Source organism: Streptomyces lusitanus (assembly GCF_042647945.1).
GTDB classification, from domain to species: domain Bacteria; phylum Actinomycetota; class Actinomycetes; order Streptomycetales; family Streptomycetaceae; genus Streptomyces; species Streptomyces pseudogriseolus.
This window is the reverse complement of sequence record NZ_JBHRWL010000015.1, coordinates 155,551-179,965: the sequence shown is the minus strand read 5'-3', so window position 1 is coordinate 179,965 and position 24,415 is coordinate 155,551. Positions and strand designations below refer to the sequence as shown.

Genomic DNA, 24,415 nt, shown 5'->3' with positions numbered 1-24,415 from the left:
CCCGCACCCCGCCCACGTCGTGCCCCCGAGCCATGTGACGGTCCTCGCCCCCGGACCCCCCGTCGGGCCGCGCGGACAAGGCACCGGCACACGGTAACGGCTGGTGGCCCGTTTGGGGACGCCTGGTGACGACTCACGCGGAAACGGTGACCGGCGCCGGGAGGGCGCACCGGCCCGCCGAGCCGGCGCCGTACGACCGTGCTGTCCGGCCCCCCGGCACGCGCCGTAAACTCCCCCGGGTGACCGTCACCGCACCTCTCGTCGACGCGTCGGAACCCCCGCCGCCGCAGACCATGCCCTCGGCCTGGGAGAAGTGGCGCGCGCGCCTCCTCCCGGCCGGCGCCGCCGCGCTCGCGGGCCTCCTCCTCTACGTCAGCTTCCCGCCGCGCACCCTGTGGTGGCTCGCCCTGCCCGCCTTCGCCGCCTTCGCCTGGGTGCTGCGCGGCCGGAGCTGGAAGGCGGGCCTGGGCCTCGGCTACCTCTTCGGCCTCGGCTTCCTGCTGCCGCTGCTGGTGTGGACCGGCGTGGAGGTCGGTCCGGGACCGTGGCTCGCGCTCGTGGCGATCGAGGCGGTGTACGTCGCGCTGGTCGGCGCGGGGATCACCCTGGTGTCACGGCTGCCCGGGTGGCCGGTGTGGGCGGCGGCGCTGTGGATCGCCGGTGAGGCGGCACGCGCGCGCGTGCCGTTCAGCGGCTTCCCCTGGGGCAAGGTCGCCTTCGGCCAGGCGGACGGCGTGTTCCTGCCGCTCGCCGCGCTCGGCGGCACCCCGGTGCTCGGCTTCGCCGTGGTGCTGTGCGGCTTCGGTCTGTACGAGGTGGTGCGGCTCGCCGTGCAGGCGCGGGGCACCGGGAACCTGCGGCGGGCCGCCGCGGTCGTCGGCGTGCTGAGCGTCGCCGTGCCGGTAGCCGGGGCGTTCGCCTCGCGCGCCCTGGTCAGTGACAAGGCCGAGAGCGGCACGGTGACCGTCGCGGTCGTCCAGGGCAACGTGCCCCGCCTCGGCCTCGGCTTCAACTCCCAGCGGCGGGCCGTCCTCGACTACCACGCGCGCGAGACGCGGCGGCTGGCCGCCGAGGTCGCCGCCGGGCGCGCCGAGCGCCCGGACATCGTGCTGTGGCCGGAGAACTCCTCCGACATCGACCCGTTCGCCAACGAGGACGCGCGCGAGGTGATCGACGGCGCCGCGAAGGCCGTCGGCGCGCCCATCTCGGTCGGCGCGGTGGTGACCCGGGACGGGAAGCTGCTGAACGAGCAGGTCCTCTGGGACCCGGTCAAGGGCCCCGTCGACGTCTACGACAAGCGGCAGATCCAGCCGTTCGGCGAGTACCTCCCGCTGCGCTCCCTGGTCGGCGCGATCAACGACGAGTGGACCTCGATGGTCCGCCAGGACTTCAGCCGCGGCTCGGAGCCGGGCGTGTTCGACCGGGACGGCGCCGCCGTCGGCCTGGTCACCTGCTACGAGGCCGCCTTCGACTGGGCCGTGCGCGACACCGTCACCGACGGCGCCCGGATGATCTCCGTGCCCAGCAACAACGCCACCTTCGGCCGCAGCGAGATGACCTACCAGCAGCTCGCCATGTCCCGGGTCCGCGCCGTCGAGCACAGCCGCGCCGTCACCGTGCCGGTCACCAGCGGCGTCAGCGCCGTGATCATGCCGGACGGCAGGATCACGCAGAAGACCGGGATGTTCGTCGCCGACACCCTGGTGCAGGAGGTGCCGCTGCGCACCTCGCGGACCCCGGCCACCCGCCTCGGCACCCTCCCGGAGGCCGTCCTCGTCCTCCTCGCCTCGTGCGGTCTCGGCTGGGGCGTGGCCGCTCGGGTACGCGCCCGGCGCACCGGCGACCAGTAGGTGAACGCTCCCGACGCGCACGGATGCGCCCCCGGGCGCCCGTTAGGGTCGGGGCATGGCTACTCCAGACTTCATCCGCACCCTGCGCGCCTCGGCCGGCCATCAGCTGCTGTGGCTGCCCGGCGTCACGGCCCTCGTCTTCGACGACGAGGGCCGTGTGCTGCTCAACCGCCGGGCGGACACCCGCAGGTGGTCGGTGATCGGAGGCATCCCCGACCCGGGGGAGCAGCCCGCGGACTGCGCGGTGCGGGAGGTCGAGGAGGAGACCGCCGTGCGCTGCGCGGTGGAGCGGGTGGTGCTGGTGCAGGCACTGGAGCCGGTGACGTACGGCAACGGCGACATCTGCCAGTTCATGGACATCACCTTCCGCTGCCGTGCCGTCGGCGGCGAGGCGCGGGTCAACGACGACGAGTCGCTGGACGTCGCCTGGTTCGCGGTGGACGCGCTGCCCGAGCTGCACGACTTCGCGAGCTTCCGCATCAAGCAGGCCCTCTCCGACGCACCCACCTGGTTCGAGCCCGCACCCACATGGCTCGACCCCACTGAAAACAGCTGAACTGTAGGGCGCGACCACATGGGTCGACCGGGGCGTGCTGCCTAGGGTCGACCCCATGACCGCGCCCCGTGCCCTCCCGGCCCCCCACGACACCCCTCTCGACCTCGGCGGCCGCACCGCGCTCGTCACCGGCGCCGCCGGCGGCATCGGCCGCGCCTGCGCGCTGCGGCTCGCGGCCGCCGGCGCCAAGGTCAGAGCCGTCGACCGGGACGCCGCGGGTCTTGAGGCGCTCGCCGCGGCGGCCGCGGACCTCGGCGGCGCCGTCGAGCCGCACGTCCTGGACCTCACCGACCTGGACGCCGCCGAGTCCGCGGCCACCGGGACGGACGTCCTGGTCAACAACGCCGGACTCCAGCTGGTACGGCCCATCGAGGAGTTCCCGCCGGACGTCTTCCACACGGTCCTCACCGTGATGCTGGAGGCCCCCTTCCGGCTCATCCGGGGCGCCCTCCCGCACATGTACGGGCAGGGCTGGGGCCGCGTCGTCAACATCTCCTCCGTGCACGGTCTGCGCGCCTCGGCCTACAAGTCCGCGTACGTGGCCGCCAAACACGGCCTGGAAGGGCTGTCCAAGACCACCGCCCTGGAGGGCGCGCATCGCGGAGTCACCTCGAACTGTGTGAACCCCGGCTATGTGCGCACCGCACTGGTCGAGAAGCAGATCGCCGACCAGGCCCGCGCCCACGGCATCCCCGAGGAACGCGTCGTGTCCGAGGTGCTGCTGCAGGACAGCGCGGTCAAGCGCCTGATCGAACCGGAGGAGGTCGCCCAGGCGGTGGCCTACCTGTGCGGCCCGCAGGCGTCGTTCGTCACCGGCGCCTCGCTGGTCATGGACGGCGGCTGGACCGCGCACTGACACCCGCCACCGACCGCGGCCGGCCGTCGGCCGCCGGAGTTTTCCACAGGGCTGACGGGGTGGCCGCCGGATGAGGAATCCTGACACTCATGCCCCGCGATCACCTTCAGCCCGCCGAACGGTCCGCCTCCGCCGCCGGCGCGCCGGGCGGGACCCGCCCCGACGCCGGCCGGCCCGCCGCCGACGGCGCCGAGGCGCCGTTCCTGGAGCTGCTCGCCCGCGGCGCCCCCGCCGAGGCCTACGAGCAGCCGGTTCTGCTCGCCCGCGCCGAGGGCCGCCCCGCCGAGCGGATCGCGGCCCTGGAGCGCGCCAAGCTGCTCGCCCTGCGCGTGCGCTCCGAGATGGAGGGGCGCCGCCGCCGGGAGGCCGAGCTGTCCGCCCTGTTCGAGACCGCCCACGACCTGGCAGGACTGCGCGACCTGGACGCCGTGCTGCGCGCCATCGTGCAGCGCGCCCGCTCCCTGCTCGGCACCGACGTCGCCTACCTCAGCCTCAACGACCCGGAGCGGGGCGACACCTACATGCGGGTCACCGAGGGCTCGGTGGCGGCCCGCTTCCAGCAGCTGCGCCTCGGCATGGGCGAAGGCCTCGGCGGTCTCGTCGCCCAGACCGCCCGGCCCTACGTCACCGACGACTACTTCCGCGACGACCGCTTCCAGCACACGCACACCATCGACACCGGCGTGCGCGACGAGGGGCTGGTCGCCATCGTCGGGGTGCCCCTGACGCTCGGAGACCATGTCATCGGGGTGCTGTTCGCCGCCGACCGGCGCACCCGGGTGTTCGAGCGGGAGCAGATCGCCCTGCTCGGCTCCTTCGCGGCGCTCGCCGCGGCCGCCATCGACACCGCCAACCTGCTCGCCGAGACCCGCGCGGCCCTGAGCGGCCTGGAGCGGGCCAACGAGATCATCCAGGACCGCAGCGCCGTCATCGAGCGCGCCTCCGACGTCCACGACCGGCTCGCCGAGCTGGTCCTGCGCGGCGGCGGGGTGCACGACGTGGCCGCCGCCGTCTCCGAGGTGCTGGACGGCACCGTCGAGTTCACCGAGGCCCCGGCGGCGCCCGCCCGCGCCCTGGAGTCCTCCCGCGCCGAGGGCCACGCCGTGCGGCACGGGGACGACTGGATCGCCGCCGTCGCCGCCGGGGACGAACTGCTCGGCGCGCTCGTGCTCCGCGGCCACCCGGGTCTCGACCCCGTCGACCAGCGCACCCTCGAGCGCGCCGCCATGGTCACCTCGCTGCTGCTCCTGGCCCGCCGCTCCGCCGCCGAGGCCGAGCAGCGGGTGCGCGGCGAACTGCTCGACGACCTGCTCGACGCCCGCGACCGCGACCCCCGTCTGCTGCGCGACCGCGCCACCCGGCTGCGCGCCGACCTCGACGCCACGCACGCCGTGCTCGCCGCCCGCCTGGAGGGCGGCGCCGCCGACGCCGACCACGAGGCCGACGCCCGCCGGCGCCTGTGGGCCGCGGCCTCCCACCTCGCCGCGACCCGGCACGGCCTCGCGGCCGCCCGCGACGGGGGCACGGTCCTGCTGCTGCCGCTCGCCCCCGGCGACACCGCCACCGGCCTGGCCCGCCGCACCGCCCGCGAGCTGGGCACCGCCGTCCACGAACCGGTCACGGTCGGCGCCTCCGCCCCGGTCGGGCCGCTCCTCGCCCGCCCGGACACGGTCGCCTCGGCGTACGCGGAGGCCCGGCGCTGCCTCGACACCCTGCGGCTGCTCGGCCGCGCGGGCGACGGCTCCGCCGCCGAGGACTTCGGGTTCCTCGGCCTGCTGCTCGCCGGGGAGCGGGACATCGCCGGCTTCGTCGACCGCACGATCGGCCGGGTCGTGGCGTACGACGAGCGGCGCGGCACGGAGCTGCTGCGCACGCTGGACGCCTACTTCGCGTGCGGCATGAGCCCGGCCCGCACCAAGGACGACCTGCACGTCCACGTCAACACGGTGGCGCAGCGCCTCGACCGTGTCGGCCGGCTCCTCGGCGACGACTGGCAGAGCCCGCAGCGTGCCCTGGAGATACAGCTCGCCCTGCGGCTGCACCGCCTGTCCGGCGTCACACCCCCGCCGCCCGCACAGCCCTGACCCGCGCAGGGCGCCGGCCCCCGCGCCGCCGGGGCGGACGCGGGGGCCGGAACAGCGGCTCGGGGGACCGGCTGCGGGATCAGAGGGCGCGCGCGTCCTTGGCGGCTGCCTCTGCCCTGACAGGGGCGGGCACGACGTCCTCCGCTTCCGGGGACACGTCCGCGAGATCCCGGTGCCGGGTCTCCTTGGCCGCCAGGATCGCGACGACCGTGAGCAGGCTCGCGGCGATGACGTACAGCGAGATCGGGGTGGAGGTGCCGTAGTCCGACAGCAGCGCGGTGGCGATCAGCGGGGCGGGGGCGCCGGCCGCGACCGAGGCGAACTGGGCGCCGATCGAGGCGCCGGAGTAGCGCATGCGGGTCGCGAACATCTCGGAGAAGAAGGCGGCCTGCGGCGCGTACATCGCCCCGTGCATCACGAGACCCACGGTGACCGCGAGCAGCAGGGCGCCGAAGCCGCCGGTGTCGATGAGCGCGAAGAAGGGGAACATCCACAGCCCCACGCCGACCGCGCCGATGAGATACACGGGCCGCCGGCCCCACCGGTCGGACAGGGCGCCCCAGGCGGGGATCACGGCGAAGTGCAGCGCGGAGGCGATGAGCACGGCGTTGAGAGCGGTCTGCTTGGACACCCCGGCCGAGGTGGTGGCGTACACCAGGATGAACGCGGTGATCACGTAGTAACTGATGTTCTCCGCCATGCGCGCGCCCATCGCGACCAGCACGTCACGCCAGTGGTGCGTGAGCACCGCGACGAGCGGCAGGCGCTCGGCGGGGGCGTCCGCCTTGCGCGCCTCGGCACGCTTCAGCGCCTGCTGGAACACCGGCGACTCGTCGACGGAGAGCCGGATCCACAGCCCGACGATCACCAGCACGCCGGACAGCAGGAACGGGATCCGCCAGCCCCAGGCGCCGAACGCCGACTCCGACAGCACGGCGGTCAGCAGCGCCAGCACGCCGGTCGCCAGCAACTGCCCGGCCGGCGCGCCGGTCTGCGGCCACGACGCCCAGAACCCGCGCCGCCGCGCGTCACCGTGCTCGGACACCAGCAGCACCGCGCCGCCCCATTCGCCGCCGAGCGCGAAGCCCTGCACCAGCCGCAGCACGGTCAGCAGGACCGGCGCCATGCTGCCGACGGTGGCGTGCGTGGGCAGCAGACCGATGGCGAAGGTCGCCCCGCCCATCATCAGCAGGCTCAGCACCAGCAGCTTCTTGCGCCCGAGCCGGTCCCCGTAGTGCCCGAACACCAGCGCGCCGATCGGCCGCGCGGCGAACCCGACGGCGTACGTCAGGAACGACAGCAGCGTGCCGACCAGCGGATCGGACTCCGGGAAGAACAGCTCGTTGAAGACCAGCGCGGCCGCCGACCCGTAGAGGAAGAAGTCGTACCACTCGATGGTGGTGCCGATGAGGGACGCGGCGACGATGCGCTTGAGGTTGTTCGGTGCTGGTGGGGCGGCAGAGGGCGACGACATCGGCACCACTTCCTGGCGTTGCGGGGACGGTTGCGTGTCGCCACACCGTAGGAATCCGCAGGTCAGCCGCACATGTGGCGGGACACCATAGTTCGAGGGCGGGCTATGCGCGCGGCCACCATGCCGGCTCGTGGAAAGGTGGCAGTTGAGCCCGGACGTCGCAGGTCTGCCTACCGCACGGTTCTGGCATAGCCACCTGCGCTCATGCCGAATTCCCGCCGGAAGTGCCGATTGAGCTGGCTCTGGTCACAGTAACCAAGCTCGGCGGCGGTCTCTGCCACGGATCGTCCCGCTGCCAGCATGGACTTGGCGCGTGCCAAGCGCAGCAGGGTCCGGTAATGGTGGGGTGGAACCCCGTAAGCCTGCTGGAAGCTCCTGATCAAGTGGCGTTTGCTGCAACCGGCGACTGCCGCGAGGTCGTCGAGCTTGATGTTGGAGTTCAGTTGGCTGTGGAGCATCTCCCGTACTTGACGAAGCGCCCGAGGACGAAGTGCCGGACTCGCTGCGCCGGGAGCAGCCGCATGCCTGGCGAGCAGATCGTTCAGCAAGCGGATCAGCGACGACTCGAGATGCAACTCGTCCTCGCCGTGCGCCAAATCCCTGTGCAGCGCGGCGATGCCGTCGAAGAGGCCGCGGTCCCTCGACGTTCCCGGCCGGCCCGTGCCGCTGGAGGTCAAGGTGTCGATCCCCGCGACGGGCACCGACCTGCCGCTCATCCTCCTGTCCCACGGGCACGGACTGGCGAACTTCCTGTCCTCCTACAACGGCTACGGGCCGCTGGCGAACTTCTTCGCCGCCCACGGGTTCGCGGTCGTCCAGCCGACACACCTGGACTCGACGGCCCTCGGTCTGCGCGACACCGACCTCAAGGACGCGCCCTTGTTCTGGCGTGACCGCGCCACCGACATGCACAACATCCTCGACCGCCTCGACGACATCGAGGCCGCCGTCCCGGGTCTTGCCGAACGACGCATCGACAGGGACCGCGTCGGTGCCGTTGGACACTCCCTGGGCGGCAACACCGTCTCCCTCCTCCTCGGAGCACAGATGCTGGACCCGGACGACGACCGGCCGAAGGACCTCTCCGACTCCCGTGTCAAGGCGGGAGTGCTCATCGGAGCTCCCGGCATCGGCAACGACGAGCACTTCGCCGAGTGGGCCAAGACGAACTACCCGGTGCTGTATTACACCGACTTCGAGCAGATGACAGGCACCGGCCTGATCATCGTGGGCGATCAGGACCTCAACCCCAACTTCTCCAGTCGGCTCAGCTACCGTGCTGACGCCTACTCGGCCAGCCCCGGCGGCAACAAGACCATGGTGACCATGTACGGCGCCGGTCACATCTTCGGTGGCATATCCGGATACGACGCGGCAGAGACGAACGACGAAAACCCCGAGCGCGTGGCGACTCTGCGGGCTCTCGTGTGGGCCTACTTGCGCAGCCGGCTCTACTCGGCCGACCCGTCCTGGAAGAACGCGGTGAACGCCCTGGAGAACGGTGAAGACCCGATGGCCAAGGTCGAGACAAGGTAGTTCCGCGAGGTGGGCGGCGGCGGGTCCGACTGAGGGGTGGTCGGCCGCCGAGCGCGGCGGACTCCCGCGTGAGCGGCTGTGTGTGGCGTCAGCGTGCGAACTTCTCGACGGCCGCCGGGGTGACGGGGGTGAAGAAGTTGACGAGGTTGCCGTCGGGGTCACGGAACAGCAGCGACCGGTTGCCCCAGGGCATTGTGGTGGGCTCGGTGACGAAGTCGGTGACGAAGCCGGTCAGGTTCTGGTGAACGCGATCCACGTCGTCGACGAGGAACTCGGTGATCACGCTGTGGTTGTCCGCCGGGCGGGCAGAGCCCGGGGCGAACAGCGGGACGGTGCGGGTGCCGGCGATCGCGAGGGTGGCGCCCGCGGTCCTGAGCTCGGCGAAGTCCTCGGTGGCCCACGCCGCCCGCACTCCTGTGGCTCGCTCGTAGAACTCGACGAGACGCGCCACGTCGCCGGTGATGATGCGGATCGAGATGAAGTCCATGGGGATCTCCTTGGCTGTGTGGAGTCGTGCACGTCGCAGGCTAGGAGAGATAGTGGACAGAATCGGTCCTGTATTCGCGTTAGGTTGTGCACATGCCTCGACCCACTCTCCGCGTGCTGACACTTCTGGAGCTGCTGCAGTCGGGCGGCACCCGGACGGTGGCCGAACTCGCCGACCGGCTCGGCGTCGAAGGGCGCACCGTGCGGCGGTATGTGGACCAGCTGATCGACCTCGACGTGCCCGTGGAATCGGTGCGCGGCCGCTACGGCGGGTACCGGCTCGCCCCTGGGTACCGCCTGCCTCCGCTCATGCTCAGCGACGACGAGGCGCTGGCCGTGCTCCTCGGCCTGGTGGCCGGCCGCCGGGCAGGGCTGACAACGACGCAGCACACGGCAAGCGAGACGGCATCGGCCAAGATCCGGAGGGTGCTGCCCAAGCACATCGCCCGCCGGCTCGACACACTCCTGGAATCGCTCGCCTTCACGGACCGGCCCGCAGAGTTCGACACCCCGGACGCCGGAGTCCTGCTCACCATCGCCGATGCGGTGCGCCACCGCCGACCGGTCTCGATCCGCTACACCGACCGCGACGAACGGCGCAGCGAACGCACGCTGCACGCGTACGGGATCGTCGCCCATGCGGGCCGGTGGTACGTCACGGGCAAGGACGCCCGGATCGGCGAGGACCGAACCTTCCGGCTCGATCGCATCGCGGACGCGCGGACCCTGCCCGGCTCGTTCGAAGCGCCGGCGGATCCCGATCCGGCACAGCGCGTGTTGTCAGGCTTCGCCACGGCTGACTACCGGCATGAGGTGACCTTGCGGATCCACGGGACGGTCGAGCAGATCCGCGCCCGCCTTCCCGCCGGCGTCGCGATCCTGGAGGAGCACGAGCCCGCGGCAGACCAGGACCGGGCGACCCGGCGCTGGCTACGCGTCGAGCTGCGGGCGGAGCGACTCGACTGGTTGCCTTCAGTGCTCGCCTCACTCGACCGGCCGTTCGTCATCGAGCGCCCCGATGAACTTCGCGACCTCGTCACCGCGCTCGCCGATCGCCTCGCGTCCTGCGCCCGCCAAGCATGAGTGAGTGTCCCGTCAACGCCGGGCGCTACGTGTCGTCGTTGGCGCAGCGGAAGCCGAGGTTGGCCGAGGAGGATTCCGGGGTGTTGGAGGAGCGGGCCGCGACCCGGTAGCGGTTGCAGTAGGAGTCGTGGCAGAGGTAGGAGCCGCCGCGCAGGACCCGTGCGGTGCCGGTGTCGGGGCCGGTCGGGTCCTCCGGCGCGGAGTGGGCGTAGTAGGTGGGTGAGAACCAGTCGGCGCACCATTCCCACACGTTGCCGGCGGTGTTCCACAGGCCGAAGCCGTTGGGGCGGTAGGCCTTCACCGGTGCGGTGGTGAGGTGGCCGTCCTCGGCCGTGTTGGTGTACGGGAAGCGGCCCTGCCAGATGTTGCAACGCCAGTGGCCGTCGGGGGTGAGGTCGTCGCCCCAGGCGTAGCGGCGTCCCTCCAGGCCGCCGCGGGCCGCGTACTCCCACTCGGCCTCGGTGGGCAGGCGCTTGCCCGCCCACCGGGCGTAGGCGGTCGCGTCGTTCCACGAGACGTGGACGACCGGGTGGTTCTGCCGCCCGGTGATGTCGGACCTGCCGCCTTCGGGGCGGCGCCAGTGGGCGCCCCTGACATTGATCCACCAGGGCGTTCCGGCCGCGGCGCCGAGGACGTCGGACGGGTCGGCGTCGACCACGAGGTGGAAGACCGCCGAGGAACCGTAGCGTTCGGCGTCGGTGACATGGCCGGTGGCCTTGACGAAGGTGGCGAACTGCGCGTTGGTGACGGCGGTCTCGTCGATGTGGAAGGGCGACAGGCGTACCGCGTGGACGGGGGTCTCGCCGTCGGCGCGGTAGCCCTCGTCGAAGGCGTCGCCCATGGCGAACTCGCCCCCGGACAGGCGGACCTGCCCGCGGGTCGAGCGCTCCCTCACCGCGCCGGCCGCCGGGACGGCCGGCGCGGTGAGGGTGACCGGGGTGGCGGCCGGGGTGCAGCAGGAGGCGTGTTGACGCGTCATGGGGGGAGTCCAGGTGACGGGCCCGGTCAGGGCCGGTAGGTGGATTCGTCGAGTCCGCTCAGGGTGGGGTCGTGGCCCACCTCGCCGACGTCGTACATCGAGGTCATCCAGTGGTAGAACTTGTCGCCGCGCTCCCGCAGCACGTCGTACAGGCGGCGGGTCATCCGGGAGCGGACCTCGGCCAATTCGGGGTGGTCATGGACGTTCTGCAGTTCGTCCGGGTCGTTGTGAAGGTCGTAGAGCTCGTTGACCGAGTCGGGATTGACGACGAGTTTGTAGCGGTCCTCGCGCAGCATGCGCTGCGGGTACGGGAAGTGGTGGCCGTGGAACTCGCAGACGATGTCCTCGTCCCAGTCCGTCTCCTCGCCGTGCACCAGGGGCAGCAGGCTGCGTGAGTCGACCGCGGGCTTGGGGTCGACGCCGGCCACTTCGAGGATGGTCGCCGTGCAGTCGAGCAGGCTGACGAACTCGTCGCGCACGACGCCGCCGGGTGCGCCCGGGACGCGCAGCAGGCCGGGTGTGCGGTAGATGTCCTCGTACATCGCCGGGCCCTTGTCGTGCAGCCGGTGCGAGCCGGTGAACTCGCCGTGGTCACAGGTGAAGAACACGGCGGTGTCGTCGGTGAGTCCGAGGCGCTCCATGGCCTCCATGACCCGGCCGATCTGCCGGTCGATCAGCGCCACATAGCCCCAGTAGACCGCGATGAGCTTGCGGGTGGTCTCGATCGGCATGGTGTCGAAGGTCCAGTGCGCGCTGTAGTTGCGCTGGACCGGGGGTTTGCCGTGGAAGGTCTCGGCGATGGAGCGCGGGAGTTCCACGTCGGCCGGGTCGACCAGGTCGAAGTACTCGTCGGGGAGGATGTACGGCAGATGCGGGCCGAAGAAGTGCAGGGCGAGGAAGAAGGGCCGCTCACGTTCGCGGGAGTCCGCCGCGTACTGTTCGAGCTTCTCGATGGCGCGGGTGGCCAGATAGTGCTCGAAGGTGGCCTCGACGGGCTGGTGGAGCCGGGCGGCGAGGAGGTTGCCGGGGCCGCCGTTGGGCAGGGTGCCGCGGATGCGGTCGCTGATCTCGTACGGCGGCAGCCCGCGCTCGTCGAGGTAGGCGAGGTAGTCCGGGTGGTCCACCGGGTTGTGCCAGCCGGGCAGTTCGGGGCCGTCGAAGCCGTAGTCGGCGGCCGTCCGCCGGGTGCCGACGTGCCACTTGCCGATGAGGCCGCAGTTGTAGCCCTTCTCCCGCAGGGCGTGGGAGAAGGTGAACTGGTCCTCGGCCAGGTCCTCCAGGTAGCCGACGTTGCGCTCGTGGTTGGCGAGCAGCTTGTGCCGGAAGGGGGCCTGACCGGTCAGCAGGCTGGCCCGGGCCGGGGTGCAGATCGCGGTAGGGGTGTACCAGCGGTCGAACCGGGTGCCGGTGGCGGCGAGTTCGTCGAGGACCGGCGTGTGCGCCAGCGGGTTGCCGTACGTGCCCAGGGTGTCGGCCCGGTGCTGGTCGGTCATGAGGAAGAGGATGTTCTTCCTGGGCGTGCCGGACCGGGTCACTTGCCTGCTCCGATGAAGAGGTTGCCGGTGTAGTACTTCTCGGGGTCGACGGGCTGCTCGAGCTTGCCCGCCTCGACGAAGTAGTCGTTCATGCCCTGGAACCACTTGTTCACGGTGCCGTCCTTGGTGAGCTTGTCGAGTTCCTCGACGCTGAGCACCTTGTTGTTGGCGGCGTCGGCCTTCACCTGGTCGGCCGGGAGCTTCAGCATCTCGGCGGTGAGACCGATGGCCTCGTCGGTGTGCTCGCTCCGGAACTGCATGGCCTCGCGCAGGACGGCGAGGACCTTCTCGACCTTCTCCGGGTGGTCGGCCACGAGCTTGTTGCCGGCCACGAAGGCGGTGGGGAAGGAGACCTCGTCCTCGAAGTCGGTGTTCCTGGCGAGTTCGACCAGGTCCGGGATCTGCTTCTTGATCGTGGCGGCCGCGGGGTACCAGAAGCCCGCGCCGTCGACCTGCTTGGAGGAGACGGCGGAGACGATGGTCGACGGGTCCATGGGGACGAGCTTCAGATCGTCCTTGGTCATGCCCGCCTTCTTCAGGGCGAGCGAGAGGATCATGTCGCCGGAGGTGCCTTCGGGGACGGCCACCGTCTTGCCCTTGAGCTCCTGCATCGAGGTGATGCCCGGCTGGGCGAGGACCCGGTCGGAGTTGCCGAGGGTGTTGATCGCGACGACCTTGGCCTGGCCGGAGGCGGGGAGCCACATCGCGCCGGGGCCTATGTAGCCGAAGTCGAGGTTGTCCGTGCCGAGCGCCTGGATCTGCAGGGGGCCGTTGGTGAAGACCTTGGCGTCCGCCGTGAGTCCGTGCTTCTTCCACAGGCCCTTGGCGTCGGCGATGGCGATGAGGCTGGCGCCGTTGAAGTCGTTGATGTAGCCGAAGCGCACCGTGTCACCGGAGCCGCCGGAGGAGTCGCCGCTGCCGCAGGCGGCGATCAGGGCCGTCGCGGCCAGACAGGCGAGGGAGACCGTGAGGTGTCTGCGCGGGCGGGTACGTCGCATGGGTGGTCGTTCCTTCCGGGTCAGTTCGTCGCGGAGCCGGCGGTCGCGGGGGCGGTGCGGCTCTCCTGGTGGTAGACGGAGTGCCACACGCGGTTGCGCAGCGCGGCGAACTCGGGGCTGAGGCGGAACGCCTCGTTGCGCTCGATGGCGGGGTCGACCTCGATGACGTCGTGGACGCGCCCGGGGCGGGCCGCCATGACGATCACCCGGTTGGCGAGGAACACGGCCTCGTCGACGTCGTGGGTGATGAACAGCACCGTGCGCTTGTCCTGGCTCCAGGTCTTCAGCAGCTGTTCCTGGAGTTTGACCCGGGTCAGGGCGTCGAGGGCGCCGAACGGTTCGTCCATCAGGAGGATGGAGGGGTCGACGGCGTAGGCGCGGGCGATGGCGCAGCGCTGGCGCATGCCGCCGGACAGGGTCTTGGGGAGCGCGTCGGCGAAGCGTTCGAGCCCCACCAGCTCGATGAAGTGCTCGGCCCGGCTGCGGCGTTCGGCCTTGGGCACGCCCGTGGTACGCAGACCGAACTCGACGTTCTGGCGTACGGTCAGCCAGGGGAAGAGGGCGTACTGCTGGAAGATCACTCCTCGTTCGGGCCCCGGTCCCGAGACGGGCACGCCGTCCACGAGGGCACGGCCCGCAGTGGGGGTCTCCAGCCCGGCGAGGATGTTCATGAGGGTGCTCTTGCCGCAGCCCGACGGGCCGACGACGGTGACGAACTCGTGGTCCGCGATGTCGAGGGAGACGTCGTCCAGGGCGGTGAAGGTGTCGCGGCCGAGGGGATACGTTTTGCTGACGCCCTGGACGGAGATCTTGGCCGGCTTGCTGGTCATCGGCGTTCCTGCCATCCGGTGAGCTTGCGTTCTGCGAGGAGCAGGATGCGGTCCATGAGCAGACCGAGGATCCCGATCGAGATCAGCCCGACGAAGATGGTCGGCAGATCGTAGTAGAGCTGGGCGTTCTGCATGCGGTAGCCGAGGCCCTCCTGGGCCGCGATGAGCTCCGCGGCGACCAGGGTGGCCCAGGCCGAGCCGAGGCCCACCCGCATGCCGACGAGGATGAAGGGGGTGGAGGCGGGCACCACCACGCGGGCGAAGACGACCGCGTCCCCGGCCCCCAGGACGCGGGCCGCGTTGATCAGGGTGCGGTCGACGTTCACCACCCCCTGGAAGGTGGAGATCACGCACGCCAGGAACGCGGCGAGGAAGATGACGAAGATCTTCGGGGTCTCGTCGATGCCCATGACGACCACGGCCAGCGGGATGATCGCCAGCGGTGGGACGGTGCGGAAGAACTGGATCCAGGGTTCCATCAGACCGCGCGCGATGCCGTACCAGCCCATGAGGAAGCCGACCGGGACGGCCACGGCGGTGCCGAGGGCGAAGCCGATGAGGACGCGCGTCAGGCTGGCGAGGACGTCCTCGCCGAGGGTCCCGTCCGCGATCAGCGTCCCGGCCCGGGAGACGACCTCCGGCGGTGTCGGCAGTTTGAAGCCGGCGGCCGCCGCGGTCCACCACAGTGCGATGCCGAGCGCGACGGACACGGCGTTGAGGATGAGAGGCCGTGCGCGCCGGCTCCGCTGTGAAGGCTCCGACGCGGTTCTCGTGACGTCCGGAGTGCCGGCGTCGTCCGCAGGCGGGGACACCTGTTCGGATGCTGTTGCGTCCCGCTTGTCAAGGACGGACATGGGCGGCTCCTTCGATGGTGGACTCGCCGGCCCCGGCACCTGCCTTCACGTCGGCGGTCTCCGGATACCTGGCCAGGAGTGGGGAGTTGTGGAAGACCGCGGCGAGGGCGCCGATGGCGCCGTCGTCGTCCGAGAGGCGCGCGGCCTCGACGACGGGAGCGGCCGACGCGGTCGGGAAGAGGTCGGCGCCGAGAGTGGCGGCGACCTGCTCGACGATGACGGGCGCCAGCTGGGTGATCTCGCCGCCGATGACGACCTTCGCCGGGTTGAGGGTCATCGTCGCCGCTCCGACGACACGGCCGAGGGCCCCGGCCGCCTCGCGCAGTACCCGGTCGGCGACGGGATGGGCGCGGGCAGCGGCGTCCGCCAGGTCCCGCAGGTCCTTCAGCGGCAGCCCGAACTCCCAGCAGGCGGCGAGGATCGCGGGCACGGAGGCGACCGTTTCCAGACAGCCGCGCTTGCCGCACCGGCACGGCCGGCCCGCCGGGTCGACGGTCACATGTCCCAGCTCGCCGGCCAGTCCGGACGAGCCGGTCACCAGCTGCCCCCCGACGACGAGTCCGCCGCCGACGCCGTCCGACAGACGTACGTAGACCAGGTCGGCGACGCTTTCGGCGCCGCTGATGGCCTCGGCGAGGGCGGCCAGACGTGTGTTGTTGTCGACGATCACCGGGGCGTCGAAGCGTTCGGCGAACGCGACGTCGACTCCTTCGGGGGCCGGGCGGAGCACTGTTCCGGAGGGAGTGGTGCGAGGCCAGGGCCTGCCCTCCGGCGCCGGATAGGGTCCCGGCACGCCGATGCCGATGCCTTGCAGCGCCCCGTAGTGGACACCGGCCTCCGCGGTCAGCCGTTCCACCAGGGTGAGGGCGAGTGCGGTGCGCTCCTGCCAGGGCGTGGTGTCGTCGTAGCGGGTCGCTCCCGACGCCATGATCTCGTGGGAGGCGTCGGCCACGACGACGTGGACGCGTCGATGCCCGAAGTCGACGCCCATGAACTGCGCCGACGCCGGGTCGAGCGCCAGCCGCTCGGCCGGCCGGCCACTGCCCTCACGCCGTGACGCGGTGTCGACGACCACGATGGCGCCCCGTTGCAGGAGGCTCCCGGTGATCTCGGAAAGGGTCGTGCGGGACAGCCCCACGATCCGGGCGATCTCACCGCGGCTCATGGCGCCGTTCTCCTGTAGCGCACGCAGGACACGTTCCTCGTGGGTCCGCCTGACCAGTGCGTGCACTCCGCTGGGCATCTGCATGCCGGTCAAGGTAGGGAGACCCGGCTTTTTCCGTCAACACTCCGACAGAAAAACCTCGGGGCCATTCTTGGGCGCTGTGTGCGCCGAAGAGCTACGGGGTCGCGACTCCTCTGCTCTGCCGCGCAGCGTCATGAGGTGGGCCGACCAGCGGAGACGCTTGGTGCCGGCCCGACCCGGGCGGCTCGTTACCGCATCGTGACCCTTCCGGGTGGTTGCTCGATCCGGCGTCCGACCTGGGCCTTCCGTGGTGAGGACGGGTGCGCGGTGGTCACGCTCCGCACGGCTTATTCATCCGGCCTGTTGACGTAAAAGAGGAGCGGTTCCCATGCTGTGCGGCGGACAGACGGACGACGAAGGAGAAGGCCACTGATGACCACGAACGACAACGCGGTGTACCGGCGATCTCTTCTGGCCGGTGCCGCCGGCCTGGGAGCCGCGGCGGCACTGCCCTTGACTGCGGCCCAGGCGGCGCCCGCGAAGCCCGCGAAGCCGGCGGCCGAGGCGTCGCGGCGGAGATATCCGCCGAACTGGCCCGCCCCGGAGCCCTACGGCGCCGCGGACACGCGGCTGGACCTGTGGCCGCGGGACGACAACTCCTTCGTTCTCCCGCTCGAACCGCGGCCCCGCGACAGGGAGCGCGGACAGGTCTGGATGCGGGACACCTACGTCAACTGTTTCGTTGTCGACGGCCGGCCCCTCTACGTGGCGACGGGCACCACTCGTGTTCCCGGGCTGGACGCGGCCGCTCCGTGGAACGACGGCCTCTTCGTGTGGGTGTCCCGCTCTCTCGGCGGGCCGTGGAGACTGGCCGACACCACCGGCATCCGGCCGGACGCCGAGAAGGGCAAGGTGTGGTCGCCCGAGTTCGTCGGGGAGAACCGGCCCGGACGTACGGTCGTCGCACCCTGGCAGGAGTACTGGCACGACGACCGGTTCGGCAAGCGCGGCAACGTGTGGGCTCCGGAGGTGCACTACGTCAGGGGCAAGTGGTACATCGTCGCCTGCATGGGCGACCACTCCCGCAAGGTCGGCTCGTTCATGCTCGTGAGCGAGGGCGGGGTCGAGGGGCCGTACCGCCTGGTCGAGGGCAACCTCGGCAAGCCGTTCGGGGACCCGTTCGTCGGCGGTCCCGCTTTCGTCGAGCCCGGCGCCTACCACCACATCGACGGCGGCCTCTACAGCGAGGGGGACACCGCCTGGCTCGTCCTGCACAACGATCTGTACGCCAGGTTCCGGGACGACATGGAAGACATCGTCGTCACGACCGGCCTTCCCAAGTTCCGGCAGACGCCCTACGACCCCGAGCCGTACCTCGAAGGCGCGTACGTGTTCAAGCACCGAGGCACGTACTACCTGATGCACGCCGCATGGGACCGGGCGTCGCTCGACGCCTACGGAAGCACGCGTCACGCCTACGACCCGCCGGCGGCAGGCCGTGTGCAGTACCAGTACGACGCGATCGTCGCCGTCTCCGACAGGTTCGAGGGCCCCTACTCCGAGCGGTGGACCCTGGGAGTCGGCGCCGGACACAACAACATCTTCCGGGACCACGGCGGCAACCTGTGGGCGACGTTCTTCCGCAACCCGGCCGCCGGCCACTGGAAGGACCCGGAGCGCGTCGCCGATGCCGCCGTGCCCGGTGTCGTGCGCCTGGAATGGACCGGCCCGGCGGGCAACCGCCTCTACGTCAAGCGCCGTGATGCCGGCCGGTCGATGCGCGAATGACCGTCGGGTGGCGTCCGGGATCGGCCCGCGGCGGCCCGTTCGAGGTCGAGCCGGCCCCACTTCCCTGTGGGCGAAACCGGTTCAGACGTCTCGTACCGGGTCTTCACGCCCGGCAGGGCCGTGCGGGGCGGGCGCCTCGTCCGGTTGCCCGCCTCTGGGCGTGGACAGCAGCTCGCGGCTCCGTTCCGGAGTGAGCAAGGGGCCGAGGAGCGGGTCGGCCACCCAGCCGAGGGGAGCTAGGTGATCCGGGCCCAGGGGCTGCCACCCGGGCACGGCGTCGATCAGGGCGCGCCACGCCTGACCGGTGTCGCCCCGGCCTGCCAGTTCGCGTGCCCGGTCGACCGCCTCGCCGAAGGGGCCGGGGGCCGTGTACCGGTAGGCGCCGGCGCGTACCTGCTCCAGGGTCGCCCAGGCCCGGGACATCAGGGCCTCGTCGGCACCCCGCAGGTGGTGGGTCAGGACGGTGTCGTCCCCGTGCGAGCGGCTCGCGTGCTCGGCGACGAGAGGCGGCAGGAGTTCGGATGCGTACCTAGGGTCGGTCACCAGGCCCGGGAAGTACACCATGTACGTGAGGCCGAGCAGGCGGCGGATCTGGTCGCCCAGGCCGGCGGCGCGAGGCCTGCCGTAGTCCTTGGCCTCGTCCAGCGTCCGCAGCGCGCCTTCCCAGTCACCGCGCAGGGCGTCCCGTCGGGCCTGCTCCACCCGGGCGTCCAGCTCCCGCGTCGTGGCGTTGACGAACTCCGGCCCGTCTTCGGCGCGGTGGGCGCGCAGACTGTGGAACTCGCGGAACATCGCCTCCATGAACGCCCGGAAGCCGCGGTACCGCTCCGGTGCGTCGGCGCGCCGACTCGCCCACGTCCAGACGGCCCATTCGCCGTCCTCGTCCACGTCCTCCGGATCCAGCAGGACGTACGTGGCGTCGGACTCGACGTCGAGCTGGAGGCCGCGCCGCCAGACACCCGCCTCCCACCGTTCCTCCGGTTCGGCGTCCTCCTCCAGGAACTCCTCGAACAGGTCCGCCAGTCGCGACGCGTTGTCGTGCCAGTGCGCGTCCGCCGTGCCCGCCAGCCGCCCCACGAAGCCGCCCGCGTGCCGCCAGCCGTCGCTGACCAGGAGGAAGGACCGGTACGACGGCGGCATCCGCCGGCCCAGACGCTTCTCCATCGCCGCGATCCGCTCCTCGGACGCGGGCGGGAACCCCAGCCACCGCGCCTGCCGCGCGGCCTCGTCGTCCGCGTCCCGCACCTCGTCGTCCGCCGGCGCGTCCGCCCACTCGCCGCTCCAGCGCAGCAGGAAGGTCCGCCAGTCGGCGGCTGCGTCGCCCCGGGCCGCCGTGTTCTCCGTCAGCATGCGCCGATCCTGTCACCCGCCACTGACAGTCACCGACGCCACTGACGGCCCGAGAGGCATGGACCTCCCCTCACGGGGCAACCGGAAGCCTGGCGCCCCACCGGGGGCCTCACTCGTGAGGGGAGACGGAGAGATCATGATCATGCCGGCGGAGAAGGAACTGCGCGCTGTCCTGGCCCGGTTCGCGCAGGCGCGGATCGACCACGACGTGCTGCCCGGCGGCCGCACCAGCCGTGCGCTCGAGGACGCCACCTACACGCTGTGCGTGATCACCGGCTCCCGCACCGCCGAGCAGGCCCTGCGCGCCGCCGACGCCCTGCTCGACCAGTACACGGCCGGCCGCACCGGACTCCGCCGGGAGGACGAGACGCTCGCCGCGTGAGCAGCGGATGATCCCCGGCGACATGCTGTTCGCCGTACTCGCAGGCCCGAAGGCGGGGACGCGCCGGGCGGGCCCGGGTGTGCGACCGTGGAGGTGACGGCCTCCCGCCCGCACCGGAGTTGACCATGACCACAGCGCGTGACCTGGCGCTCGTCGCCGCCGACCCGCAGGACAGGACCGTCGTGGAGCAGGGCGACCTGTCGCTCGCCCTCGCGGGGGCGGAGCTGATCGACCTCCTCGACGCCGAGGCCCTCACCCTGGACGGCGATCTCCTGGTCCCCGCCGGACCCGCACCGGCCGGCGACCCCCTGCTGTCCGAGGCCGCGCGGTGGCTCGCGGACGGCGGACCCGGCGAGACCGTGGACGACTGGCTCTGGCGCCGGGGCCGTGACCTCGCCGGGCGCTACCGGACCGTCCTGGAGGAGGAGGGGCTCGTCGCGCCCGAGCGGCGGAGCCGCAACCCGCTGCGGCGGCAGCGCACCGCACCGGCCGACCCGTCGGCGGCCCGGGCGGCGGGGGAGCGGCGCTCCTCCGGCGAGCCCGTGCTCGGCGCCCTCGCGGCCGCCGTCGGACTGACCGAGCGGGACGGCGACACGCCCGAGGGTCTCGCCGACGACCGGACGACGGTGCTGGCGGCGGTGCTCCAGGCGGTCACGGAACTGGCGGGTGAACGGCAGCGCCGCTCCATCGAGGCCGCGGCCTTCGACAACATCTGGCGCGGCGACTGACCGGCGCGCCGCAGCCCGGCCGCGCCGGCCCGGCGACTGAGCCGCCCGCCGCCCGGCGACCGACCCGATCCCCCCGCCCGGCGACCGGCCGCTGCGAGACGCACCGCGCCCGCCCGCCCGTGACTGACCGGCGTCCGCTCTCCTGACGTGGCTCGGCCGTCCCGTGTTGCCGCCCCCGCGCACCGGTGGTGGGATGGACATTCCCGCGTGCGACGCGGGACGAGGTGACACCGGCGGCTCTCCGCCCCCTCACCCGACCTTCTCCGTCCGCTCCGACCCCGTTCGCCGCGGACCACGCCCCCCTGTGCTCGACGCCGGCCCCGGAGTGACCCCCATGAACACGTACCGAGTCGCGCAAGTGCCCGTCGCCAACGGGTCGTTCGAGATCGTGGAACGCGAGGTGCCCCGGCCGGGCCCGCGTCACGTCCGCATCGCCGTGGAGGCCTGCGGGGTCTGCCACAGCGACGCCATGTTCGTCGCCGCCGGGCTGCCCGGCACGCCGTTCCCCCTCGTGCCCGGGCACGAGGTCGCCGGCCGCATCGACGAACTCGGCGACGGCGCCGACGAGATGGGCTGGCAGGTGGGGGACCGGGTCACCGTCGGCTGGTTCGGCGGCAGCTGCGGTCACTGCGTCCCGTGCCGCCGGGGCGACTTCATCGTCTGCGACACCCTCAAGATCCCCGGCTACTCCTACGACGGCGGCTTCGCCGAGGCGGTCGTCGCGCCCGTGGACGCCCTGGCCCGCATCCCCGACGAGCTCACCGCGGCCGACGCGGGGCCCATGGCCTGCGCGGGCGTCACCACGTACAACGGGCTGCGGCGCAGCAGCGCGCGGCCGGACGACCTCGTGGCGATCCAGGGCATCGGCGGCCTCGGACACCTGGCCGTGCAGTTCGCGGCGGCCATGGGGTACGAGACGGTCGCGATCGCGCGCGGCGCGGACAAGGCCGACTTCGCCAGGCAACTGGGCGCCCACCACTACGTCGACAGCACGGCGGGGCCCGTCGCCCAGGCGCTCCAGGCGCTCGGCGGGGCGAAGGTGATCCTGGCCACCGCGGGCAACTCCGAGGCCATCGCCCAGACCGTGGACGGCCTCACCCCGCGCGGTGAGCTGGTCGTCATCGGGGCGACCGCCGATCCGATGCCCATCAGCCCCCTCCAGCTGATCCTCAAGGGCCGCCTCGTACGCGGTCACCCCTCCGGGACCGCGCAGGACGTGCAGGACACCATGACCTTCGCCGCCCGGCACGGCATCCGCCCCATGACGGAGATCCTGCCGCTGAGCGAGGCGAACACGGCCTTCGGCAAGATGCTGGACGGCAGCGCCCGCTTCCGTATGGTGCTCACTCCCGCCTGACCCGAAGAGCTTCCGCCTGGCCCGAAGAGGCGGCCCCTCAGGCGGCCGTGCCGTCGCTGTCCCGGTACGTCTCCAGGATGCGCAGCCACACCTCGCTGATCGTGGGGAACGCCGGGACGGCGTGCCACAGCCGGTCCACCGGCACCTCGCTCGTGACGGCGACGGTCGCCGAGTACAGCAGCTCCTGGACGCCAGGACCGACGAAGGTCGCCCCGACGACGTTCCGCCGCCCGGTGTCGACGATCACCCGCGCCCGGCCCTGGTACCCCTCCGCGTACTGCACCGCGCCGGCGATCCTCCCGATGTCGTAGTCCACCACGTCGACCTTCAGGCCCGCCCGCTCCGCCTCCCGCGCGGTCGGGCCCACCGACGCCACCTCCGGCTCGGTGAAGACGACCTGCGGCACGGCGGCGCTGTCCGCGGTCGGGGCGTGCCGCCCCCAGGTGCCGTCGTCGAGCGGCTCCCCCTTGGCGCGCGCGCCGATCACGGCGCCCGCGATCCGCGCCTGGTACTTGCCCTGATGGGTCATCAGGGCACGGTGATTGACGTCCCCGACGGCGTACAGCCAGCCCTCGGAGACCTCCGGCACGCGGAAGGAGTCGTCCACCGGCAGCCAGCCGCCCGGGGTGAGACCGACCGTCTCCAGGCCGATGTCCCCGGTGTGCGGCGCGCGGCCGGTGGCGAACAGGACCTCGTCCGCGACCACGGTGTCCCCGTCGTCCGTCGTGACCCGCACCGGACCGTCCCCGCCGTCCTCGCGCTCCACCCCGGTCACGGACCTGCCGAACCGCAGGTCCACCCCGGCCTCGCGCAGCGCGTCGGTCACCATCTCCCCGGCGAACGGCTCCATCCGGCCCAGCAGCCCGCCGCGCACCAGCATCGTCACCTCGGAGCCGAGCGCCCGGAACGCGGTGGCCATCTCCACGGCCACCACCCCGCCGCCGACCACCGCGAGCCGGTCCGGCACCTGCCGCGCCGCGGTCGCCTGCCGGTTGGTCCACGGACGGACGTCCGCCAGCCCCGGCAGGTCCGGCAGCGCGGTGACCGTGCCCGTGCACACCGCGACCGCGTGCCGCGCGGTCAGTTCGACCCGCTCCCCGTCCGGCGTGTCCACGACGACCTGGCGGGGCCCGTTCAGCCGGCCGTGCCCGCGCACCAGGTCCACGGAGACCGAGTCCAGCCACTCCACCTGGTCCGCGTCCTGCCAGTGCGCGGCCATCGCGTCACGGTGCTCGAAGACGGCGGGCACGTCGAGCGGGCCCTCGACCGCCCGGCGCAGACCCGGGACCCGCCGGGCGTCGGCGCGCGCCAGCACGGGACGCAGCAGCGCCTTGCTCGGCTCGCACGCCCAGAACGAGCATTCACCGCCGAGCAGTTCGTTCTCCACGATCACCGTGGTGAGACCGGCGGCACGGGTGCGGTCGGCGAGGTTCTCCCCCGTCGGTCCCGCTCCGAGAACCACCACGTCGTAGGCCGGGGAAGTGCCGTTCATGCCCGCCTCCGTGCACTCGGATGTCGACTGGGCGACGTCTTCTCCAGTGTCCTCCTGCGGGCACGACATCGCCCGGCGTGCGGAGGAGGGCGGGACGCACACCGCCGGTCACGGCCGGGCGGGACGCATCCCGCCGGTCCCGCCCGCCGCCGGCGTGATCAGGGCGGCACCAGGTGCTGGCCGCCGTCGACGTCGTACGTCGCGCCCGTCACGGCCTCGTTGACCATGAGGTGCGCGATCACCGCGGCCACGTCGTCCGGGCCGACGACCCGCCGTATAGGGAGGGTGGCACGCAGTCGCTCACGGCGCGCCTCGAGCCGGTCGCCGAGGAGCGACGCGGACAGGGGCGTGTCGACGAAGCCGGGCGCGACGAGGTTGACCCGGACCGGGGCCAGCTCCACCGCCAGACTCGCGGTGAGCGCCGGCAGGGCGGCCGTCAGCGCCGAGGTCACGGCCGAGCCGACGCCGGGACGGCGGCCGCCGGTCCCGCCGACGAACACCAGCGTCCCGGTGTCCCGCACCACGGCGCCGCCGTACTTGGCGACCCCGAGGGTGAGGGCCAGACGCTCCCCGACGTGGGCGCGCGCCTCGTCGACGTCCATGTCCGCGAGGGGCGCGTAGAAGGGGGACCCGGCGGTGGAGACGAGGTGGTCGACGGGGCCGGGCAGGGCGTCGAAGAACTCCCGGAGGCGGCCCGTGTCGGCGGCGTCGAGGGGAGCGGACCGCTCCGCCCCGACCTCCTCCGCCGCCCGCTCCAGCCGCTCCGGGTCGCGTCCCGCCATCACGACCCGGCCGCCGCGCCGGCGTACCTGACGTGCCGTCGCGAGTCCGATGCCGGAGCTCGCGCCGATCACCACCACGGACTGGTCCGCGAGGTCCTGCGGGAGAGGGGGGCCGGGCGTCATGGGCGCCTCCCGGTGTGGATGCGCGAAGCGGGCGGCCGGGCGACGCGACGCCGGGGCCGCGCTCCCGACGCTACAACGGGGGACCGGAGGCCACCAGTCGAACGGG

Annotated in this window: 21 protein-coding genes and 1 pseudogene; 10 read left to right on the top strand and 12 right to left on the bottom strand. The window is 72.3% G+C overall.

Going from position 1 to position 24,415, the window contains the following annotated elements; genetic code table 11:
- Positions 1–239 precede the first annotated feature (239 nt).
- The 4 genes from lnt (at position 240) to ACFOSY_RS21580 (ending at position 5,346) form a co-directional block, all read left to right on the top strand.
- A complete protein-coding gene (gene lnt, locus ACFOSY_RS21595; RefSeq protein ID WP_394309376.1) occupies positions 240–1,850 on the top strand; it encodes an apolipoprotein N-acyltransferase in 1,611 nt (536 codons plus the stop codon).
- A gap of 55 nt (positions 1,851–1,905) precedes the next feature.
- A complete protein-coding gene (locus tag ACFOSY_RS21590; protein ID WP_394309374.1) occupies positions 1,906–2,406 on the top strand; it encodes an NUDIX hydrolase in 501 nt (166 codons plus the stop codon).
- Between the two features lie 55 nt (positions 2,407–2,461).
- The gene (locus ACFOSY_RS21585; RefSeq protein WP_394309372.1) at positions 2,462–3,262 is read left to right on the top strand and encodes a 3-hydroxybutyrate dehydrogenase; all 801 of its coding nucleotides are present in this window, start codon (positions 2,462–2,464) and stop codon (positions 3,260–3,262) included.
- A gap of 89 nt (positions 3,263–3,351) precedes the next feature.
- The gene (locus ACFOSY_RS21580; protein WP_394309370.1) at positions 3,352–5,346 is read left to right on the top strand and encodes a helix-turn-helix domain-containing protein; all 1,995 of its coding nucleotides are present in this window, start codon (positions 3,352–3,354) and stop codon (positions 5,344–5,346) included.
- Between the two features lie 79 nt (positions 5,347–5,425).
- On the opposite strand, the gene ACFOSY_RS21575 is transcribed toward ACFOSY_RS21580, so the two are convergent.
- Both ACFOSY_RS21575 and ACFOSY_RS21570 read right to left on the bottom strand, forming a co-directional pair.
- The gene (locus ACFOSY_RS21575; protein ID WP_394309368.1) at positions 5,426–6,820 is read right to left on the bottom strand and encodes an MFS transporter; all 1,395 of its coding nucleotides are present in this window, start codon (positions 6,818–6,820) and stop codon (positions 5,426–5,428) included.
- A gap of 170 nt (positions 6,821–6,990) precedes the next feature.
- Entirely contained in the window at positions 6,991–7,497 is a 507-nt protein-coding gene (locus ACFOSY_RS21570; protein ID WP_394309366.1) for a helix-turn-helix domain-containing protein, read from the bottom strand.
- Between ACFOSY_RS21570 and ACFOSY_RS21565 the strand changes: the two genes are divergently transcribed.
- Positions 7,436–8,356: an alpha/beta hydrolase family protein gene (locus ACFOSY_RS21565; protein ID WP_394309364.1), complete on the top strand. Its 921-nt coding sequence runs from the start codon at positions 7,436–7,438 to the stop codon at positions 8,354–8,356. The genes ACFOSY_RS21570 and ACFOSY_RS21565 overlap by 62 nt on opposite strands.
- Before the next feature lie 88 nt (positions 8,357–8,444).
- On the opposite strand, the gene ACFOSY_RS21560 is transcribed toward ACFOSY_RS21565, so the two are convergent.
- Entirely contained in the window at positions 8,445–8,843 is a 399-nt protein-coding gene (locus ACFOSY_RS21560) for a VOC family protein (protein WP_394309362.1), read from the bottom strand.
- 92 nt (positions 8,844–8,935) lie between these two features.
- On the opposite strand from ACFOSY_RS21560, the gene ACFOSY_RS21555 reads away from it, so the two are divergent.
- The gene (locus tag ACFOSY_RS21555; RefSeq protein ID WP_394309360.1) at positions 8,936–9,925 is read left to right on the top strand and encodes a helix-turn-helix transcriptional regulator; all 990 of its coding nucleotides are present in this window, start codon (positions 8,936–8,938) and stop codon (positions 9,923–9,925) included.
- 25 nt (positions 9,926–9,950) lie between these two features.
- Here the strand turns inward: ACFOSY_RS21555 and ACFOSY_RS21550 are convergent, their stop codons facing one another.
- Genes ACFOSY_RS21550 through ACFOSY_RS21525 form a run of 6 tightly spaced genes read right to left on the bottom strand, consistent with a single transcriptional unit; the run spans position 9,951 to position 16,364 of the window.
- Positions 9,951–10,904, bottom strand: a complete 954-nt coding sequence (locus ACFOSY_RS21550) for a formylglycine-generating enzyme family protein (protein ID WP_394309357.1) — start codon at positions 10,902–10,904, stop codon at positions 9,951–9,953.
- Positions 10,905–10,930: 26 nt separating this feature from the next.
- Positions 10,931–12,439, bottom strand: coding sequence for a sulfatase-like hydrolase/transferase (locus tag ACFOSY_RS21545; protein WP_394309355.1), 1,509 nt, complete (start codon positions 12,437–12,439; stop codon positions 10,931–10,933).
- On the bottom strand, positions 12,436–13,437 hold the full coding sequence (locus ACFOSY_RS21540) for an aliphatic sulfonate ABC transporter substrate-binding protein (protein ID WP_394309353.1): 1,002 nt from the start codon (positions 13,435–13,437) through the stop codon (positions 12,436–12,438). Before ACFOSY_RS21540 ends, ACFOSY_RS21545 begins: the two co-directional genes overlap by 4 nt.
- A 20-nt stretch (positions 13,438–13,457) precedes the next feature.
- A complete protein-coding gene (locus tag ACFOSY_RS21535) occupies positions 13,458–14,267 on the bottom strand; it encodes an ABC transporter ATP-binding protein (RefSeq protein ID WP_394309351.1) in 810 nt (269 codons plus the stop codon).
- A complete protein-coding gene (locus ACFOSY_RS21530) occupies positions 14,264–15,121 on the bottom strand; it encodes an ABC transporter permease (protein ID WP_394309349.1) in 858 nt (285 codons plus the stop codon). Before ACFOSY_RS21530 ends, ACFOSY_RS21535 begins: the two co-directional genes overlap by 4 nt.
- A complete protein-coding gene (locus tag ACFOSY_RS21525; protein WP_394309862.1) occupies positions 15,108–16,364 on the bottom strand; it encodes an ROK family transcriptional regulator in 1,257 nt (418 codons plus the stop codon). The genes ACFOSY_RS21530 and ACFOSY_RS21525 overlap by 14 nt, the downstream gene beginning before the upstream one ends.
- 375 nt (positions 16,365–16,739) lie before the next feature.
- On the opposite strand from ACFOSY_RS21525, the gene ACFOSY_RS21520 reads away from it, so the two are divergent.
- Complete coding sequence (locus tag ACFOSY_RS21520) at positions 16,740–18,095, top strand: family 43 glycosylhydrolase (protein ID WP_394309347.1); 1,356 nt, start codon at positions 16,740–16,742, stop codon at positions 18,093–18,095.
- A 123-nt stretch (positions 18,096–18,218) separates the two neighbouring features.
- Here ACFOSY_RS21520 and ACFOSY_RS21515 read toward each other — a convergent pair.
- Positions 18,219–19,445: pseudogene (locus ACFOSY_RS21515) on the bottom strand (SMI1/KNR4 family protein); the annotation flags it as partial.
- Positions 19,446–19,581: 136 nt separating this feature from the next.
- On the opposite strand from ACFOSY_RS21515, the gene ACFOSY_RS21510 reads away from it, so the two are divergent.
- From ACFOSY_RS21510 to ACFOSY_RS21500, 3 genes are all read left to right on the top strand, one after another.
- On the top strand, positions 19,582–19,827 hold the full coding sequence (locus ACFOSY_RS21510; protein WP_394309345.1) for a DUF5133 domain-containing protein: 246 nt from the start codon (positions 19,582–19,584) through the stop codon (positions 19,825–19,827).
- A 125-nt stretch (positions 19,828–19,952) separates the two neighbouring features.
- Complete coding sequence (locus tag ACFOSY_RS21505) at positions 19,953–20,555, top strand: GOLPH3/VPS74 family protein (RefSeq protein WP_394309344.1); 603 nt, start codon at positions 19,953–19,955, stop codon at positions 20,553–20,555.
- A 334-nt stretch (positions 20,556–20,889) separates the two neighbouring features.
- Complete coding sequence (locus tag ACFOSY_RS21500; RefSeq protein WP_394309342.1) at positions 20,890–21,912, top strand: alcohol dehydrogenase; 1,023 nt, start codon at positions 20,890–20,892, stop codon at positions 21,910–21,912.
- 37 nt (positions 21,913–21,949) lie between these two features.
- On the opposite strand, the gene ACFOSY_RS21495 is transcribed toward ACFOSY_RS21500, so the two are convergent.
- Positions 21,950–23,404, bottom strand: coding sequence for a dihydrolipoyl dehydrogenase family protein (locus ACFOSY_RS21495; RefSeq protein ID WP_394309338.1), 1,455 nt, complete (start codon positions 23,402–23,404; stop codon positions 21,950–21,952).
- A gap of 158 nt (positions 23,405–23,562) precedes the next feature.
- Positions 23,563–24,309, bottom strand: a complete 747-nt coding sequence (locus ACFOSY_RS21490; RefSeq protein ID WP_394309336.1) for an SDR family oxidoreductase — start codon at positions 24,307–24,309, stop codon at positions 23,563–23,565.
- Positions 24,310–24,415 lie beyond the last annotated feature (106 nt).

Coding starts and splice junctions, on each gene's coding strand:
- ACFOSY_RS21590 (WP_394309374.1), top strand. CDS start 1,906: ATGGCTACTCCAGACTTCATCCGCACCCTGCGCGCCTCGGCCGGCCAT.
- ACFOSY_RS21585 (WP_394309372.1), top strand. CDS start 2,462: ATGACCGCGCCCCGTGCCCTCCCGGCCCCCCACGACACCCCTCTCGAC.
- ACFOSY_RS21580 (WP_394309370.1), top strand. CDS start 3,352: ATGCCCCGCGATCACCTTCAGCCCGCCGAACGGTCCGCCTCCGCCGCC.
- ACFOSY_RS21575 (WP_394309368.1), bottom strand. CDS start 6,820: ATGTCGTCGCCCTCTGCCGCCCCACCAGCACCGAACAACCTCAAGCGC.
- ACFOSY_RS21565 (WP_394309364.1), top strand. CDS start 7,436: ATGCCGTCGAAGAGGCCGCGGTCCCTCGACGTTCCCGGCCGGCCCGTG.
- ACFOSY_RS21560 (WP_394309362.1), bottom strand. CDS start 8,843: ATGGACTTCATCTCGATCCGCATCATCACCGGCGACGTGGCGCGTCTC.
- ACFOSY_RS21555 (WP_394309360.1), top strand. CDS start 8,936: ATGCCTCGACCCACTCTCCGCGTGCTGACACTTCTGGAGCTGCTGCAG.
- ACFOSY_RS21550 (WP_394309357.1), bottom strand. CDS start 10,904: ATGACGCGTCAACACGCCTCCTGCTGCACCCCGGCCGCCACCCCGGTC.
- ACFOSY_RS21540 (WP_394309353.1), bottom strand. CDS start 13,437: ATGCGACGTACCCGCCCGCGCAGACACCTCACGGTCTCCCTCGCCTGT.
- ACFOSY_RS21535 (WP_394309351.1), bottom strand. CDS start 14,267: ATGACCAGCAAGCCGGCCAAGATCTCCGTCCAGGGCGTCAGCAAAACG.
- ACFOSY_RS21530 (WP_394309349.1), bottom strand. CDS start 15,121: ATGTCCGTCCTTGACAAGCGGGACGCAACAGCATCCGAACAGGTGTCC.
- ACFOSY_RS21525 (WP_394309862.1), bottom strand. CDS start 16,364: ATGCCCAGCGGAGTGCACGCACTGGTCAGGCGGACCCACGAGGAACGT.
- ACFOSY_RS21520 (WP_394309347.1), top strand. CDS start 16,740: ATGACCACGAACGACAACGCGGTGTACCGGCGATCTCTTCTGGCCGGT.
- ACFOSY_RS21510 (WP_394309345.1), top strand. CDS start 19,582: ATGATCATGCCGGCGGAGAAGGAACTGCGCGCTGTCCTGGCCCGGTTC.
- ACFOSY_RS21505 (WP_394309344.1), top strand. CDS start 19,953: ATGACCACAGCGCGTGACCTGGCGCTCGTCGCCGCCGACCCGCAGGAC.
- ACFOSY_RS21500 (WP_394309342.1), top strand. CDS start 20,890: ATGAACACGTACCGAGTCGCGCAAGTGCCCGTCGCCAACGGGTCGTTC.
- ACFOSY_RS21495 (WP_394309338.1), bottom strand. CDS start 23,404: ATGAACGGCACTTCCCCGGCCTACGACGTGGTGGTTCTCGGAGCGGGA.
- ACFOSY_RS21490 (WP_394309336.1), bottom strand. CDS start 24,309: ATGACGCCCGGCCCCCCTCTCCCGCAGGACCTCGCGGACCAGTCCGTG.